This window comes from Magnetococcus sp. PR-3 (genome assembly GCF_036689865.1).
Lineage (GTDB): Bacteria > Pseudomonadota > Magnetococcia > Magnetococcales > Magnetococcaceae > Magnetococcus.
Genome location: NZ_JBAHUQ010000005.1, coordinates 37,363 through 54,092, shown reverse-complemented (window position 1 = coordinate 54,092; position 16,730 = coordinate 37,363). Strand labels below are relative to the sequence as shown.

Sequence of the window (16,730 nt, the reverse complement as noted above, 5' to 3'; positions counted from 1 at the left end):
TAATCATACTGCACCCCACCGGGTCAGCTAAGATTGCGATGGATACCACATGAGTGCCCGGTAGACGCAACCGTGTATTCACTTTGTATATGAAGGGACCAGCATGGCCGAACGTAAACGGGTATTGCACTTAATTGCTATTCTAGTGCTAACCACCCTGCTGGTTGGCAGTGTGGCCATTGGTACGCTCTACCTTTCGGCCTTTGAACAACAACGGGATCGTTTACACCTGGTTGCCCAAAGCCAAGCACGTTTAATTGAGTCTATGGCGCATTTTGATCGCACCCACCATAAACACCCTTTTGAAAGCACCTTTGCACAAATTAAAAAAGCCTTTAAGCAGTTCCCCAAACTGGGTAACACTGCTGAGTTCACCGTGGGCAAAAAGCAAGCCGGTCAGGTTATTCTTCTGCTCCGCCATCGCCATGAGGAGATGAGCGAACCTCAGCAACTTTCACTGGAAGCTGGACCTGCGGAGCCCATGCGTCGTGCTGTACAAGGTCGGTCAGGCACGGTGGTCGGACCAGATTATAAAGGCGTACAGGTTTTGGCTGCCTATGAGCCCATTGCCATTCTCAACTTGGGTATTGTCGCTAAGATTGATATTCAAGAGTTACGGGCCCCGTATATTCATGGGGCCATGGTGGCTGGCTTAGTGGCTATTGTTGCTATTCTCACCGGTAGTTGGCTTTTTTACCATATAACCAACCCCCTGTTCGAGACACTGGATAAGCAGAAACGCCGGCAGGCCCAACAGCGGCACTTTGATCATGCCATAGTATCTTCTGGGCACCTGTTGTATGACTGGGATACCACCAATAATAGCATTCAATATACGGGATCTTCTGAAGATATCTTAGGCTACCGTATTGAGGAGCTCGGTTCTCAGCCGTCTGTTTGGCGGAACTTAATCCACCCGGATGATCTGGCCATTTTTGACTACCAGTCCAACCCCCAAGAACTGGCCACCACCGCCACCAGATGTTACAGAATGCGCCGTAAAGATGGACGCATCATTTGGGTGGAAGATAGCGGTGCCTACCCTTTACAGGCAACAGAATCAACCTCTCACCTAGCAGGCATGATCAAGGATGTCACCTTACGTCTTGAGCATGAACAGACGTTAATGGAGGCCCAACACAGAGCACAAAGCTATTTGGATACCACCCAAACCATGATGGTCGCACTCAATAGCCAAGGTCATATTTCCATGATCAATCAGGCGGGCTGCCACATGCTTGGGTATGAAGCTTCAGAACTGTTAGGCAAAAACTGGTTTGAGGTCTGCCTTCCCCAGCCCGAAGGTCAACAGCAGGTTTTTCCTGTTTTTAAACAGCTCCTGACCGATCAAACACAAACATGCCTCTATCATGAGAACCATGTCATTTGCCAAAACCAAAGCCAACGCTTAATCGCTTGGCGCAACACCCCTTTACGTGACCATAAGGGAAAAATCATTGGCACATTGAGCTCCGGGGAAGATATCACCCAACGCAAACGCCATGAAGAGCAGTTAACCGCCAGTGAACAACGCCTCTCTATGGCCATTCGTGCAGGATCCATGGGAATCTGGGCGTGGGATCTTAGCCAAAATGAGATCACATGGGATGACCGAATGTTTGAGATTTATGCCCTGCCCAAACAGTCCACCATCTCTTATGAGAGATGGGAAAAGTGTGTGGTATCCTCAGACCTACCCAGGGTTAAGGCTGTCATTCAACAGGCCATGGATACCCATAACGAAGTTCAATGTCACTTTCGTATCCAGCGACAGGATGGCCAAATTCGGCATATCTTTTCCGCTTGGGGTGTCATGCTCAGCCCCCAAGGCAAACCCATGCGTATGGCGGGCCTGAATATGGATGTTACGGAACAGAAGCAGGCACAGAGCCACCAATACCTTAGTCAACTGATCTTTGAGCATGCCCAGGTTGCTATTCTGGTTACCGATATAAAGCACCAAGCTGTTGATATGAATGAAGCCTTTTGCCAACTTACTGGCTATACACACCAAGAGATACTGGCTCAGACCACACCCTATTTCTGGGTTTTAAATACACAACAAACCACCATTACCCAAGCACTTCAGACCCAGGGGCATTGGCAAGGCCCTGTTCAGCTGCATCATAAAGATGGCCTGACATCCCCATGCTCCATACGTATTTCATCCATTGGTGATATCCAAGAACAGACCATACGGTATGCCGTGATTCTATCGGCCATGCATGAATAGCATGCATCCATAAGGTATCATCCCTATTACACCTCATAGATCCGTCACCCATCTGTGCTTCTTCATTTCTTACAAAAAGTCACACTTATGCCCCAATATCCGTTAGGATAAAGAGACGTTATTCCCCCACCACACTCTCTGTTTGCCAAGACACCAACCCATTTGGGGGTGAGTATGCCTAGTAAGCAGCGCATTATCCTAATGGCCACATTGATGGCAATTGTCGCTCTGTTCATTGGCAGTTTAGCGGTAGGAACCCTATACCACACCGCGTTTGAAGAACAGCGCCAACGGCTGCAACTCACCGCCCAAAGCCAAGCCCGCCTCATGGAGTCTATTGCCCGGTTTGATCGTCATCAAACGACAGAGAGCCAAAAGGCCGCCTTTGATACCACCTTTGCTCAGATTAAAGAGGCCTTTCAACATTTTCCCAAACTGGGCCGTACCGCTGAATTTACCGTGGGACAGAAGCAGAAAAACCGTGTGGTATTGCTGTTACGTCACCGCCATGAAGTGATGGATCAACCCCAGCGCTGGCCCTTAGATCATGGACCGGCCGAGCCGATGCGACGTGCCGTACAAGGGCAATCCGGCACAGTGGTTGGCCCGGACTATCGTGGGGTAACTGTGTTGGCCGCATATGAACCTGTCGCGGTCCTTAATTTAGGTGTGGTGGCCAAAATTGATCTGCAAGAGATCCGAGCACCCTTTATTGAAACGGCAAGCGTGGTTGCCTTGCTGGGTTTAATCTCAGTTTTGGTAACCAGTTGGCTCTTTTACCGGATCAGCAACCCACTGTTAAAGGATCTAAAAGCTCAAGCGATTATTCAAGAGTGGCATGCCCGCTATGAGGCTGCCATCGATGCCTCTGGACACCTACTTTATGACTGGGATTCCGCCACCAACGCCGTGACCTATGCCGGTGCTTCTGAGCAAATACTCGGCTATACCATTGCGGAACTGGGCAGCCACTTAGATCAGTGGCGTCACCTGATCCACCCGGATGATCTGATTATTTTTGATCAGGAGATCAGCCGTATTAGTGAACATTACCAACCCGCACAACTCATATTCCGGGTTAAACGCAAGGATGGACGGTATGCGTGGGTGGAAGATAGTGGCCGCTTCCATATTGACCAAAACCATACCACCCAGCGCATGGTTGGCTTTATCAAAGATATCACCCAACGCATGCAAGATGAACAGGCCCTTAAACAGGCCCAGCAACGGGCCCAAAGCTATTTGGATACCGCACAAACCATGATGGTTGCCTTGGATCCTCAAGGTCACATCACCATGATCAATCAAGCAGGGTGTCGGATTATGGGTTATGACGAATCCGAACTGCTTGGTAAAAACTGGTTCAAAGTCTGCCTTCCCCAGCCTGAAGGGATGGATATTGTCTATCCCGTGTTTCATAAACTGATGACCGGTCAGACCCAAGCCAATAATTATATTGAAAACCGTATCCTCTGCCGGAATCAAAGCCAGCGGCTTTTTGCATGGCGTAACGCCTGCCTTCGGGATCTACAGGGACGCATTATCGGCACCCTAAGTTCGGGGGAAGATATCACCCAACGCAAACGCCATGAAGAGCAGTTGATCACCAGTCAACAGCGCCTAAGTATGGCAACCCAAGCCGCTTCTATGGGGGTTTGGGACTGGGATCTAAATACCGATGAGGTGGTGTGGGATGATCGAATGTTTGAGATCTATGCCCAACCCAAACAACGCACCGTAAGCTATGATTTTTGGGCCAAACAGGTACTACCCCAGGATTTACCCGTGGCAGAAGCCGTTCTACAGAAGGCCATTGATCATCAGACCAAAGAACAGGTCGAGTTCCGCATTACCCAGCCCAATGGTGAGATCCGCCATATATTTGCAGCTTGGGGCATGGTTTTAAGCCCCCAAGGTAAGGCCATAAGGATGGTCGGCCTTAACGTTGATGTCACCGAACGTAAACTGTCTGAAGCCCGCCTACATATGGCTCAGTTGATCTTTGATAGTGCTAAGGAAGCCATTGTGGTGACCGATACCCAGGGTATTATCCTGGATATTAACGATGCCTACTGCACCATCACCGGTTACCGCCGAGAAGAGGTGGTAGGACACAACCCCAACAAGCTGCAGTCAGGTCATCACGACCAAACCTATTATGAACAGATGTGGAAAACGCTTAAAGAAGAAGGTACATGGCACGGAGAGATCTGGGACCGACGTAAAAATGGTGATGTGTTCCCAAAATGGCTCTCCATCACCGCCATTCAGGACAGTCATGCACAGAGTACTAAATATGTGGGCATTTTCACCGATATCTCTGAGTTAAAAGCCACCGAGAAAAAGTTGGAGCAACTGGCCTTCTATGATCCTTTAACGCAGTTACCCAACCGAGCCTTTTTCCGCGAAAAACTGGAACAAGAGCTGGCGCACTGTGACCGGGAGAAAAAACAGCTGGCTTTGATGTTTGTCGATCTGGACCGCTTTAAGGATGTGAATGATACCTTAGGCCACAAATGTGGGGATGATCTGCTCGTTGAAGCGGCCAAACGCATCAACAACTGCCTGCGTCAAACCGATGCCGTCTGCCGACTGGGTGGGGATGAATTTACCATCATACTCACCAGCCTAACCAGTGATGAAGCCGCCGCCCATGTCGCCAACACAATTATTGAACACATGGCCAAGCCCTTTATCCTTATGGAGCAAGAGAGATTTATTGGGGCCAGTGTTGGTATTGCCATCCATCCGGTTGACGGTACCGATGTAGAAACCTTAACCCGGCATGCCGATACGGCGATGTACCATGCCAAATCACAAGGACGCGGTAACTATCAGTTTTTCCGCCGTCAAATGAACGAAAAAGCGGTACGCCGGATCACGTTAGAACGCCACTTACGCCAAGCTTTGGAGCTGGATCAGTTTGTCTTGTACTACCAACCCAAATATCTGCTGCACAGTGGTGACATGGTCGGCATGGAGGCCCTTATTCGTTGGGAGCACCCACAACAAGGTATGATCTCTCCCGCTGATTTTATACCTGTTGCTGAAGAGACCGGCTTAATCGTCCCCATTGGTGAGTGGGTACTACGCACAGCCGCATTACAGAGCAAAGCGTGGCAAGCGCTCACTATGGGACATTACCGGGTGGCCGTTAATCTTTCAGCTCGGCAGTTTCATCAACCTCAACTTGCCCAGCTGGTACATGACATTCTGCATACAACCCAGCTTGACCCCAATGGACTTGAGTTAGAAATTACAGAAAGCATGATGATGGAAGACCCCGAACAAGCGGTCAGCCTGCTTCATGAAATCTGCCACATGGGTGTCCATATCTCTATTGATGATTTTGGTACCGGCTACTCATCCCTGACCTATCTAAAAAAATTCCCCATTCACACCTTAAAGATCGATCAAACCTTTGTCCGTGACCTCACCACCGATTCAGACGATGCCGCCATCGTTACATCGGTGATCTCCATGGCTCAAAGCCTGGGGCTAGAGGTGATTGCAGAAGGGGTTGAAAACCAGGAACAAGCCGACTTTCTGAAGGAAAAACACTGCCAACAGGTACAAGGTTACTTGTATAGCAAACCCAAACCTGCCCACGAGATTACCGCACTGCTTCAGGCACAGGAACCCGCTGAGGCTCTACCATAGTGCGAGAGAGCAGGCTGCCACACTCTATAAAAAACCCCCGCTATCTAAGGATAACGGGGGTTTTTATACGTAAATTATGTAACCGAGCAAGCCCGTCAACAGGCGCTATGTATCAGACGGATATCGACCCGATCAACCTTGGCCAGGTTAGCCCGCACGTAGTTCAGCCTTAAACTGTTTCTCCAGCTTAGCGGTCACTTTGGCCATGACATCATTAATCTCGGCCTCTTCCAATGTGCGGTCATCCGCCTGCAACACCAGACCAAAGGCGATACTCTTTTTATCCTCTGCCACATGCTCTCCGGTATAGACATCAAACAACTGCACGTCACGTACAAGTTGTTTGGCCACACCGCGGGCACTATCCAAAATAGAGGAGGCAGGGGTATCCCGATCCACCACAAAGGCAAAATCACGGGTAACCGCCTGGAATTTACTGACCTGCGCAGCCCCCTTCTTGGCCACAGCAGCCAGCGCATCACTACGGATCTCCAACATCAATACGGGCTGATCCAGATCCAACGCTTCACGCAAAGAGGGGTGCATTTCACCCATCCAGCCCGCCACCTTGCCCCGCAGATGGATCTCCGACTTACGACCAGGGTGCAAGAACTCAGGCCCACCGGGCACATAACGGGGTTCAGCTGACTCCAAACGGCTGACCAGGGTCTGCAGATCACCTTTTAGATCAAAGAAGTCCCATACACGCTGATCGGTATGCCAAATACGCGACGTGCCACTACCGGCCAAGACCAGCGCCAACCGCTCCTCTTCCTGGACCTGACCTTCTCCGTCCAGCAGGAAGATATGGCCCATTTCAAACAGACGTAGACCATCATTACCACGGCTGATATTGCGACGAACCGCTTCAACCAAACCTGCCATAATAGAGGTACGCATACGCGATTGCTCTTCAGACAGTGGATTAACGAGAGCAACAGGCTCAACCCCTGCATCAAAGCGTGCCTGAACCTCTGGTGCCACAAAAGCGTAGTTAACCGCCTCCAGATAACCCAAACCTGTTAAGGCTTTGCGCATACGTTTGGCCAGTTGCCGTTCCGCACTGTCTTGATGGCTGGCCACCGCGCCACTGGGCAGTTCGGTGGGTACGTTATCATAGCCAAACAGGCGAACAACCTCCTCCACCAAATCCTCTTCCCGGACCAGGTCATGACGGTGGGTGGGGGGCAGATACCAGACCGCACCTTCTACCTCATCAACATCGGCTGGTTTTTCAACCACCACACAGCCAATGGCCTTTAAATAGGTCTCATGCTGGGGCTGCTCCAGGTTCATACCACTCAGTGCATTACACCGCACATGACGGTAAGCAACCGGGGCATTCCGGGTCCAGGTGCCCGCATCGGTCAACGTTGTCACACCCGCGCTACCCCCACACAGCTCTTGCACCAACTGTGTGGCACGATCCAAGGCCAGTTGCACACCCATGGGGTCGGTACCCCGCTCAAACCGGTGCCGGGAGTCGGTAATAAGGTTTAAACGGCGTCCTGTACGGGCCGTACGAACAGGGTTGAAATAGGCAGACTCTAAAAAGATTGTGGTCGTCTGCTCGGTTACACCTGAGTTCAAGCCACCCATCACACCGGCGACAGCCAAACCACGCTTTTGGTCGGCAATGAGCGTCATTTGATCGGTTAACTCACGCTCAGCCTCATCCAACGTGGTGAGTTTTTCACCCGCCGCGGCGCGACGCACCACAATGGGTGCAGCCAGGGTACTTAAGTCAAACGCATGCATGGGTTGGTTAAGCTCCAACATCACATAGTTGGTGATATCCACCACATTATTGATGCTACGTAGCCCAACAGACTCCAAACGGTTCCGTAACCAGTCTGGGCTGGGACCAACCTTAACCCCTTCCACCACACGCCCTGCGTAACGTGGGCACCCTTCGCCATCTTCAATCTGCACCTCAACCGTCGCGACGGAAGTATCTTCAGCGATAGCCACCGCCATAGGTGTTAGCGCCTCACCCGTTACCGCAGCCAGATCCCGAGCAATACCACGTACCCCCAAACAGTCACCACGGTTGGGCGTAATGCCCAGCTCAAAGCAGATATCATTGCGCTCAAAGATCTCCACCATGGTGGCCCCTTCTTGGGCCTCAGGTGGAAGAATAATAATCCCTTCAGAGGCTTCTGCCATGCCCAACTCTGTCAGGGAACAGAGCATGCCTTCTGATGGTTCACCACGCAGCTTACCTTTTTTGATTTTTAAGCCGTTGGGCAGCTCTGCACCATCCCGAGCCACCGCAACTTTATCGCCCTGTTTATGGTTTTTGGCCCCACAGACAATATTTAACAGCGCATCACCTACCCGCACTTTACAGCAGGTAAGACGGTCTGCATTGGGGTGCTGAGCCACCACTTCCAACGTACCAACCTGAACTTTATCAAGCCCTTTACCCAGATCTTCAGCCCCATCAACCTCCAGACCGGCCATGGTCAGGGTTTTACTGATCTCATCACGGGTCAGACGGGTATCAATTTGTTCACGTAGCCACTGTTCGGTGAATTTCATGCTCTCTACTCTCTTATCTTAAAACGGTGTTTCCACCGGTCTTTTCTGCTTAGGGCTTAGGCCCCGACCCAGTACCTCAATCCCGTTTAGGACGACACCGCATGTCGGGAGAGGAAGCGCACATCATTCTCAAAGAAGGTGCGCAGGTCGTTGATACCGTATTTGAGCATACCCAAGCGCTCAACCCCCATACCGAAGGCAAAGCCCGAGTAGATCTCGGTATCCATACCCACATTTTTCATCACTTCAGGGTGGATCATGCCACACCCCAACACCTCTAACCAGCCGGTGCCCTTACAGATACGGCACCCTTTACCGTTACAGAACAGACAAGCCATATCCACTTCGGCCGAAGGCTCAGTAAAAGGGAAGAAGGAGGGACGGAAGCGTACGGGCAGATCCCGCTCAAAGAAATCTTTCAGAAAGACTTCCAACAACCCTTTGAGCTGACCAAAGTGCACCCCTTTATCCACCATAAAACCCTCAACTTGGTGAAACATGGGGGTGTGGGTTACATCGGAGTCACACCGGTAAACCTTACCAGGTGCAATCACCCGCAGTGGTGGCTCACGGTTTTCCATTACCCGGATCTGTACCGGAGAGGTATGGGTACGTAAAACCCGGCGTCCACCCTTAGGATCATCGGCAATGTAGAAGGTATCATGCATCTCCCGAGCAGGGTGATCTGCTGGAATATTCAACGCTTCAAAGTTATGCCAGTCACTTTCGATCTCAGGACCTGAGGCTACTTCAAAACCCATGGATCCAAAAACCGTCGCAATCTCTTCAATCGCCCGTGTAACGGGATGAATGCCACCGGTCGAAGTTTGGCGCCCAGGTAGGGAGATATCAATACGCTCACCTTGCAAGCGCGCATTGAGTTCGGCTTTTTTTAACAGCTCTTGCTGCACTTCAAAGGCCTTAGTGAAGGCCTGTTTTAATTGATTAAGCCATTTACCCAGCTCTTTTTTCTGCTCAGGGGGACAGGTTTTCATCATCCCATACTGCTGGGTAATGGTGCCTTTTTTCCCCATAAATCGAATACGGACGTCGTCAAGATCCTTAAGGGTCTCGGTGCTGGAGATGGCGGTTGTGGCTTCTTGTTCCAGTTTTTGCAATACGTCGCGCATGGTTTTGACCGTTGTATAGGGTTATTAAAGTTGGCCTGCTGCAGCCAATGCGTACACAGGCTTTCCATCGCATCTCAAGGAAGAACATCCATCAAGATGGGATGGTAGTTTGGGGCTCAAGCGAAATACAGCATGCCCCAGGGGTTCTTTGTGTAATCCAGAAAGTTATCGTTTTACGTAAAAAAAATCACCGCAGGTCTTATCTGTCTCCTGCCGGCTTGCCGACACCTACCTAATTTGAGTGAGCCACTAGGCGGGTGGAGATCCCTTAAAAAAAGAGCTTCCTTATGAGAATGTATCCGGCGAACAGGCTGGGTTGGGTCGTGGCTTAGCAAACATAGACAACCGTGTCACGGCACTTAGCCCCTCTTAAAGTCTTGTAGGGATTAAACAGGGGGCCTACAGGCGTTTATCCGCCTGCGTAGGGTTATCCCCATCACGCACGCGCTGCATCAAGCCTTTACGCGGTCTCACGACCGTCTTGAACCGCTTATAAAAAGAAAGAGGGTCCATTCGGACCCTCTTCCCTATTTGGTAAGGTAGACGACACCTATGGTTCCGATTCCTAACGCTTACAGCGCAGCCTTGGCCTGTTCCACCAGGTTACCAAAGCTCTCCGGCTCACTAATCGCCAGCTCGGACAGAACCTTACGATCCAGCTCGATACCCGCTTTATTCAAACCGTTCATGAACTGGCTGTATGACATACCATGCAGACGGGCACCAGCATTGATCCGCGTAATCCACAGACGACGCATCTCACGCTTCAGGTTTTTGCGGTCGCGGTAAGCGTACTGCAAACCTTTTTCGACCTTCTGCTTGGCAATGCGGAAGCAACTGTTGTTACGTCCGGTATAGCCTTTAGCCTGCTTCAGAACTTTCTTGTGTCGCGCTTGCGACGTTACACCACGTTTTACTCTCGGCATGATCTTACTCCACTTCTACTCAATAGGTGGGACTACCCTCGGTGTCAGGTCGTCCACATGTTGCCGTTTTCACTTTAAAACCTTAAACACACTCTAAGCAGATCAGCTTAGAGGTAAGGCAGCATCTTACGTACAGCTGCCACATCCGTCGCATCAACAAGACCGCCAGCACGGAAACCGCGCTTACGCTTGACGCTCTTCTTGGTCAGAATGTGACTTTTAAACGCCTTACTACGGCGAATTTTACCGCTACCGGTTGCTTTGAACCGCTTTGCAGCACCACGATGGGTCTTCAACTTGGGCATTTCAAGCTCCTACAAATCTACGGTGTCTACCTCACCCATACAGTTGCCTACCAGCGCACACCTTAAGGACCCAAACATCCACAACAGACAAACCGCAGGGCATAAAAATCCCCTGCGGTTCGGGTGGAACCTGCGGACGCTTGCATCGATCAAGGTCTGTAAAGGCGAACCCTCTGACCCCTTTTGGCCTTACCAACCAAAAGGGATCGACTTTCTAACTTAAGCTGTTAGAAAGATTATTTCTTCACCAGGCCATTGGGGGCCAGCATCATGGTAATTTGACGGCCCAGAAGCTTAGGCTCCTGCTCCACCTTACCTAGATCTGTCACCTCACCCTCAACCTTTTTCAACATGGCCAAGCCCAGCTCCTGGTGGGCCATTTCACGCCCACGGAAGCGCATGGTGCACTTGACCTTGTTGCCACCCTCCAGAAACTTACGGATGTTGCGTAGTTTCACTTCATAATCATGGGTATCGGTACCAGGACGGAATTTTACTTCCTTGGTATCAATACGCACCTGATTCTTCCGCGCCATACGCTCACGTACCGACTTCTGGTACTTGTATTTGGTGTAGTCCATGATCTTACATACGGGGGGCTTGGCCTCCGGGGCCACCTCCACAAGATCGAGACCTACATTCTGTGCACGGTACAGGGCGTCGTTTCGTGAAACCACGCCGACCTGTTCACCCTCCTCATCGATGAGGCGAACCTCTGGCACACGGATCGCATCATTGATGCGTGTGCTGTCCTGGTTCTGGGGCAAACTCCGATCGAATCTCATGTTCCTGCTTATGACAATATCTCCTATGAGATGGCGCGAGCCTCCCGCATGAGTGCGGTAAACGGCTCTCTTATCGGTTCAGACACCCAAAAGGTGATAATTCCACCCCGGTCTTAACCGCAAATATTACGCCTCTTCCTGATCCTCAGATGCAGCAAGGGCGCGACTGGAAGTCTCCTGTTGAAGCCGTGCAATCACGGTATCTAAAGGCAAACTACCCAGGTTCTTACCGGAACGAAGACGCACATTAACCGTGCCCTCTTCACGTTCCTTATCACCAACAACCAAAAGGTAAGGTACTCTTTTTAACGTATGTTCGCGGATTTTATAACCCACTTTCTCATTTCGCACGTCGATTTCTGCTCGGATACCCGCTTTTAGCAGTCCATCAACCACCGATTGAGCATATGCATTTTGCGCATCTGTAATGGTACATACAGCCACTTGAACCGGGGCCAACCACAAGGGGAACCATCCGGCATAGTGCTCAACCAGGATACCAAAGAAGCGTTCCAGGGAGCCCATCAAGGCCCGGTGAATCATGATAGGACGATGTTTCTCCCCATCTTCACCAATGTAGTCCATGTCAAAGCGCTCAGGCAGATTGAAGTCGAGCTGAACGGTGGAACACTGCCATTTACGACCAATGGTATCGGTAATCTTGACATCAATCTTAGGACCGTAGAAAGCACCGCCACCTTCATCCACCACATAGTCTAGATTGCGGGAGATAATGGCATTACGCAAGGCTTCGGTAGCTTTATCCCAGATATCTTCACTACCCACCGACTTTTCAGGACGGGTAGAGAGGTTGATCTCAAAATCTTTAAAGCCGTAGGTCCGCAGAATATCCAGTGTTAGATCCAAAATCTGTTGGATCTCAGACTCAATCTGCCCTTCGGTACAGAAGATATGGGCATCATCCTGTGTAAAGCCACGCACCCGGAACAAGCCATGCAGAGCACCAGACATTTCATAGCGGTAGACGGTACCCAACTCGCCCCAGCGCATGGGCAGCTCACGATAGCTGCGCCGACGATCCTTATAAATCAGGATATGGAAGGGGCAGTTCATGGGGCGGATCTGGTAAGCCTGCTCATCCACATCCATGGGCGAAAACATGGAGTCCGAATAAAAATCGGTGTGGCCAGAGGTATTCCACAGCTCACGGTTGGCCAGATGCGGGGTATAGAGAAACTCATACCCAGCCTCAACATGGCGATCTTTCCAAAAATCTTCAATCACCCGGCGAATACGGGCACCCTTGGGGTGCCAGAACACCAAGCCACCACCCGCCTCTTCTTGCTGAATAGAGAACAGGTCCAGATCTTTACCAATACGGCGATGGTCGCGTTTTTCAGCCTCTTCCAACTGGGTTAGATAGGCTTTTAGATCTTTTTCGTTGCTCCAAGCCGTACCGTAGATACGCTGCAACATCTTATTGCTGGCATCACCACGCCAGTAGGCCCCGGCCACCTTCAGCAGTTTAAACGCTTTAAGCTTACCGGTACTGGGTACGTGGGGACCACGGCATAGATCTATGAACGCACCCTGGCTGTAAAGAGAGACATCCTCACCAGCGGGAATGGCACCAATGATCTCAGACTTGTAGATCTCACCCATATCCTTAAAAAAGGCGACCGCCTCATCGCGGGGCATGACCTTACGTTCCACCTTTTCGTTACGCTTGGCCAGCTTGCGCATACGGTTTTCGATGGCGGTGAGGTCTTCAGGTGTAAAGGGGCGCTCATAGTCAAAATCGTAGTAGAAGCCATTTTCTACCGAAGGACCAATGGTCACCTGGGCTTCAGGAAAAAGCTCCTTCACAGCTTGCGCCATGAGATGGCTGGTGGAGTGACGAATAATCTCCAGCCCCTCTGCACTGTCGGCTGTAATAATCGCAACTTCAGCACCATTGGGCACAGGAGATGTCAGGTCAACTTGCTGCCCATTCACCACACCAGCAACAGCCGCTTTCGCCAAACCTTTGCCAATGGAAGCGGCAATTTCACCGCAGCTTACCTGCGCCTGATCATAAGAACGGCGACTGCCATCGGGAAGTGAGATCTCTACCATGGTCCACCTGGATAAAACACGGCCTCCTGCACTGAGGCGGGAAGCCGTGATAAGTACAAAACGAAGAAAAGTGGCAAATCATACGCCCTTGACTTACAAAGGTCAAGGGCAACCCACGCCCTCTAACGGGTTGTTCACCCCTGCAAAAACAAGGTCTATACCCTTATTTTTCAACTCTTCAGCTGAGTTGCCGTTGCTCTCTTAATGGCAACTTTCTGGTCACGAGGTTCAACCAAAAGCATGACTGGCTTGGCGGATGGCTTCACACACGCCGCTGGCCAAGGCTGTGATATGGGCTGTATCATCCCCTTCCACCATAACCCTAACCAAGGGTTCAGTACCGGATTTACGCACCAAAATACGTCCACGATCGCCCAGCTCCGACTCTACTTGGGCAATGGCGTCCACCACCCGGCTGTCTTCCATAGGGTCGGCACCCCGTACAATACTGACGTTCTGCAACACTTGTGGGACCCGCTGCATCACATTGGCCAGCTCTGAAAGTGGCTTTTCCTGCCTAGACAGAAGGGATAAGACACTTAAGGCGGAAATCAACCCATCCCCTGTGGTGTTGTGATCCAGATAGATCAGATGTCCAGACTGCTCACCACCCAAGTTAAAGCCATTGGCCAGCATATGTTCCAGCACATAACGGTCGCCCACCTTGGTGCGGGCTAAAGAGAGCCCCTCTTTGGCCAACGCCCGCTCCAAGCCCAAGTTTGACATGACCGTCGCCACCACACCCTCACCACGGAGGGTACCTATGCGTTTCATCTCCACGGCAGACATGGCCAAGATCACATCACCATCCATGATTTCACCCTTCTCATCACAGATGACAACCCGGTCAGCATCCCCATCAAAGGCTACACCAAGATCGGCCCGGACCTCCTGCACTTTTTTAACCATCTCTTGGGGGTGTAAGGAACCAAACCCTTCATTAATGTTGGTTCCGTTGGGTTGGTTACCCAAGGTCACCACTTCGGCACCCAGCTCCCACAACACAGCAGGGGCCACTTTGTAAGCCGCACCATGGGCGCAATCTACCACCACCCGCAGGCCATCCAGACGTTGGGCCTTCGGAAAACTGTTCTTGGCAAACTCAATATAACGACCCAGCGCATCTTCAATACGGTGTGCGCGCCCTAAATTTTGTGGTGTGGGTAACGGTAGCGTCTGTTCAGCAAGCAGAACCCGCTCAATTTCAAGCTCCAGCTCATCGGGCAGTTTCATACCGTTAGGCCCGAAAAATTTAATGCCATTATCATGATACGCGTTATGCGAAGCGGATATCATAATGCCTGCATCGGCCCGCAAGGCACGGGTTAAAAAAGCGATGGCCGGGGTTGGCAAAGGGCCTACTTGCAAACAGTGAATGCCCATAGAGGTTAAACCGGCCAATAAGGCTGACTCAAACATATAGCCAGAAAGCCGGGTATCTTTACCAATGATCACCGTATGCCGCTTTTCACCTGTACGAAAAACATGGCCAGCGGCCCGCCCCAATTTTAAGACCATATCCGGTGTCATGGGATGGATGTTGGCCATACCCCGAATACCATCGGTACCAAAAAATTTGCGTTCTTGACTCTTTTTTGCGGGGGCCTTGCTTGTCATCTTCTATTCACTCTTCATCACAGTGTGAAAGTGCGGGATGCGCCCACAGTAAAATAAACCCAACGTGAATGCACCCTACGCCATCATGCTGCCCCCTTTTTTTACCCCTAAATGGGAAAAAAGAGCCTAAGAGACAACCGATTGTATAAAAAGCCTACGCATGGGGCATCTATGCGTTTAACCGAGGGTTTTAAACTCCAGCTGGCGCAGTGCTTCATAGAGCACAATGGCAACAGAGTTGGCCAGATTTAAACTGCGTGCATGTGGGGTCATGGGAATTCGAACCGCATTGTGGCCATAGCTTTGGTGAAGCGCCTCAGGCAACCCCCCACTCTCACGTCCAAAAAGCAGGCGATCACCCGGCTTAAAAGCCATCTCATGGTACCCTTGTGTCGCTTTGGTACTCACCGGTATCCACCGGGCATCCTTCGGCTGGGCTGCCAAGCACTCTTCCCAACTATCATAGCGTTGCACATCAACCCACTGGCGATAATCCATACCCGCCCGCTTAAGTGCAGCGTGATCCAAGCGAAAACCAAGCGGACCCACCAAATGCAGGACGGCACCCGTAGCCGCACAAATTCTTTGAATATTCCCTGTATTGGGGGGAATTTCTGGCCGATAGAGCACCACATGGAGCAACTCTTCCGCTGTAACAGGTTCAGTTTGCACAACATTGCTTGATTCAGATATTTGGTTCATACATGGCCCTCATCATTTACATTTAAAATCTGGGGAATCATCTTGACGCATGGCAAGCTTTCTGCCATAGTACGCGGGTTTTAATATCATCATTTGGTTATATTGCAGGCTATCAACAAAGCGCCACCCCGTTGGGATGTCGCTTTTTTTACCCGGGTTCTTTCGAGAATCCAAGCGTTCAACCCCCCAACGGGAGGTCGATTGTGTCCACGGTTAACGAACACGATGAAAATCGCCGGGATTTCCTGATCATGGCCACAGGTGCGGTGGGTGCCGTTGGTGTCGCTGGTGCGGCATGGCCCTTCATCGATTCCTGGTCCCCCTCAGCCGATGTTCTGGCTCAAGCTACCACGGAGGTAAGCTTGGGTGCCATTGGTGAAGGTCAAATGATCACCACATTGTGGCAAGGCAAACCAGTCTTCATTCTGCACCGGAATGGTGAGCAGATTGAATCGGCTAAAAACGATGACAGTGCGAGTGATCTGATTGATCCGCAAACTGATGCAGATCGTATTCAGAAAGAGGAGTGGCTTATCGTCATGGCCTCGTGCACTCACTTGGGCTGTGTACCTCAGCCTATAGGTACTGGCGACTTTGGCGGTTTCCTCTGCCCCTGTCACGGTTCGCACTACGATACCTCTGGTCGTATTCGTAAAGGTCCCGCTCCACGTAACCTGGAAGTGCCCTACTACGAGTTCAAAGATGACGAGACAATCGTTATCGGTAAGGCAATGAGCTAACAGGGCCATAGGTCG

At 51.0% G+C, this 16,730-nt stretch carries 11 protein-coding genes; 3 read left to right on the top strand and 8 right to left on the bottom strand.

Translation table 11 applies throughout. The annotated features are described in order from the left end of the window. Positions 1-103 precede the first annotated feature (103 nt). Entirely contained in the window at positions 104-2,233 is a 2,130-nt protein-coding gene (locus V5T57_RS05210) for a PAS domain S-box protein (protein ID WP_332890108.1), read from the top strand. A gap of 174 nt (positions 2,234-2,407) precedes the next feature. Continuing rightward, positions 2,408-5,893 (top strand): sensor domain-containing protein, encoded by a 3,486-nt coding sequence (locus tag V5T57_RS05205; protein ID WP_332890107.1) that lies wholly within the window; start codon positions 2,408-2,410, stop codon positions 5,891-5,893. Positions 5,894-6,040: 147 nt separating this feature from the next. Here the strand turns inward: V5T57_RS05205 and pheT are convergent, their stop codons facing one another. From pheT to V5T57_RS05165, 8 genes are all read right to left on the bottom strand, one after another. Beyond that, a complete protein-coding gene (pheT, locus tag V5T57_RS05200; protein ID WP_332890106.1) occupies positions 6,041-8,434 on the bottom strand; it encodes a phenylalanine--tRNA ligase subunit beta in 2,394 nt (797 codons plus the stop codon). Between the two features lie 86 nt (positions 8,435-8,520). Beyond that, positions 8,521-9,564: a phenylalanine--tRNA ligase subunit alpha gene (gene pheS, locus V5T57_RS05195; protein ID WP_332890105.1), complete on the bottom strand. Its 1,044-nt coding sequence runs from the start codon at positions 9,562-9,564 to the stop codon at positions 8,521-8,523. Between the two features lie 572 nt (positions 9,565-10,136). After that, positions 10,137-10,490: a 50S ribosomal protein L20 gene (rplT, locus tag V5T57_RS05190; RefSeq protein WP_332890104.1), complete on the bottom strand. Its 354-nt coding sequence runs from the start codon at positions 10,488-10,490 to the stop codon at positions 10,137-10,139. A 107-nt stretch (positions 10,491-10,597) separates the two neighbouring features. Further along, positions 10,598-10,795 carry a 50S ribosomal protein L35 gene (gene rpmI, locus V5T57_RS05185; RefSeq protein WP_332890103.1) on the bottom strand — a complete coding sequence of 66 codons (198 nt, stop codon included), beginning with the start codon at positions 10,793-10,795 and terminating at the stop codon, positions 10,598-10,600. A 236-nt stretch (positions 10,796-11,031) separates the two neighbouring features. Continuing rightward, positions 11,032-11,580, bottom strand: a complete 549-nt coding sequence (gene infC, locus V5T57_RS05180) for a translation initiation factor IF-3 (RefSeq protein WP_332890102.1) — start codon at positions 11,578-11,580, stop codon at positions 11,032-11,034. 126 nt (positions 11,581-11,706) lie between these two features. After that, on the bottom strand, positions 11,707-13,656 hold the full coding sequence (thrS, locus tag V5T57_RS05175; protein ID WP_332890101.1) for a threonine--tRNA ligase: 1,950 nt from the start codon (positions 13,654-13,656) through the stop codon (positions 11,707-11,709). A 228-nt stretch (positions 13,657-13,884) separates the two neighbouring features. Continuing rightward, the gene (gene glmM / locus V5T57_RS05170; protein WP_332890100.1) at positions 13,885-15,273 is read right to left on the bottom strand and encodes a phosphoglucosamine mutase; all 1,389 of its coding nucleotides are present in this window, start codon (positions 15,271-15,273) and stop codon (positions 13,885-13,887) included. 177 nt (positions 15,274-15,450) lie between these two features. After that, positions 15,451-15,975 carry a tRNA (cytidine(34)-2'-O)-methyltransferase gene (locus V5T57_RS05165; RefSeq protein ID WP_332890099.1) on the bottom strand — a complete coding sequence of 175 codons (525 nt, stop codon included), beginning with the start codon at positions 15,973-15,975 and terminating at the stop codon, positions 15,451-15,453. A 203-nt stretch (positions 15,976-16,178) separates the two neighbouring features. Between V5T57_RS05165 and petA the strand changes: the two genes are divergently transcribed. Further along, positions 16,179-16,715 carry a ubiquinol-cytochrome c reductase iron-sulfur subunit gene (gene petA / locus V5T57_RS05160; RefSeq protein ID WP_332890098.1) on the top strand — a complete coding sequence of 179 codons (537 nt, stop codon included), beginning with the start codon at positions 16,179-16,181 and terminating at the stop codon, positions 16,713-16,715. Positions 16,716-16,730 lie beyond the last annotated feature (15 nt).

What these genes read in the sequence shown, in the direction of transcription:
- pheT (WP_332890106.1), bottom strand. Translation starts at nt 8,434, where the DNA reads ATGAAATTCACCGAACAGTGGCTACGTGAACAAATTGATACCCGTCTG.
- V5T57_RS05210 (WP_332890108.1), top strand. Translation starts at nt 104, where the DNA reads ATGGCCGAACGTAAACGGGTATTGCACTTAATTGCTATTCTAGTGCTA.
- rpmI (WP_332890103.1), bottom strand. Translation starts at nt 10,795, where the DNA reads ATGCCCAAGTTGAAGACCCATCGTGGTGCTGCAAAGCGGTTCAAAGCA.
- pheS (WP_332890105.1), bottom strand. Translation starts at nt 9,564, where the DNA reads ATGCGCGACGTATTGCAAAAACTGGAACAAGAAGCCACAACCGCCATC.
- thrS (WP_332890101.1), bottom strand. Translation starts at nt 13,656, where the DNA reads ATGGTAGAGATCTCACTTCCCGATGGCAGTCGCCGTTCTTATGATCAG.
- glmM (WP_332890100.1), bottom strand. Translation starts at nt 15,273, where the DNA reads ATGACAAGCAAGGCCCCCGCAAAAAAGAGTCAAGAACGCAAATTTTTT.
- V5T57_RS05205 (WP_332890107.1), top strand. Translation starts at nt 2,408, where the DNA reads ATGCCTAGTAAGCAGCGCATTATCCTAATGGCCACATTGATGGCAATT.
- rplT (WP_332890104.1), bottom strand. Translation starts at nt 10,490, where the DNA reads ATGCCGAGAGTAAAACGTGGTGTAACGTCGCAAGCGCGACACAAGAAA.
- V5T57_RS05165 (WP_332890099.1), bottom strand. Translation starts at nt 15,975, where the DNA reads ATGAACCAAATATCTGAATCAAGCAATGTTGTGCAAACTGAACCTGTT.
- infC (WP_332890102.1), bottom strand. Translation starts at nt 11,580, where the DNA reads ATGAGATTCGATCGGAGTTTGCCCCAGAACCAGGACAGCACACGCATC.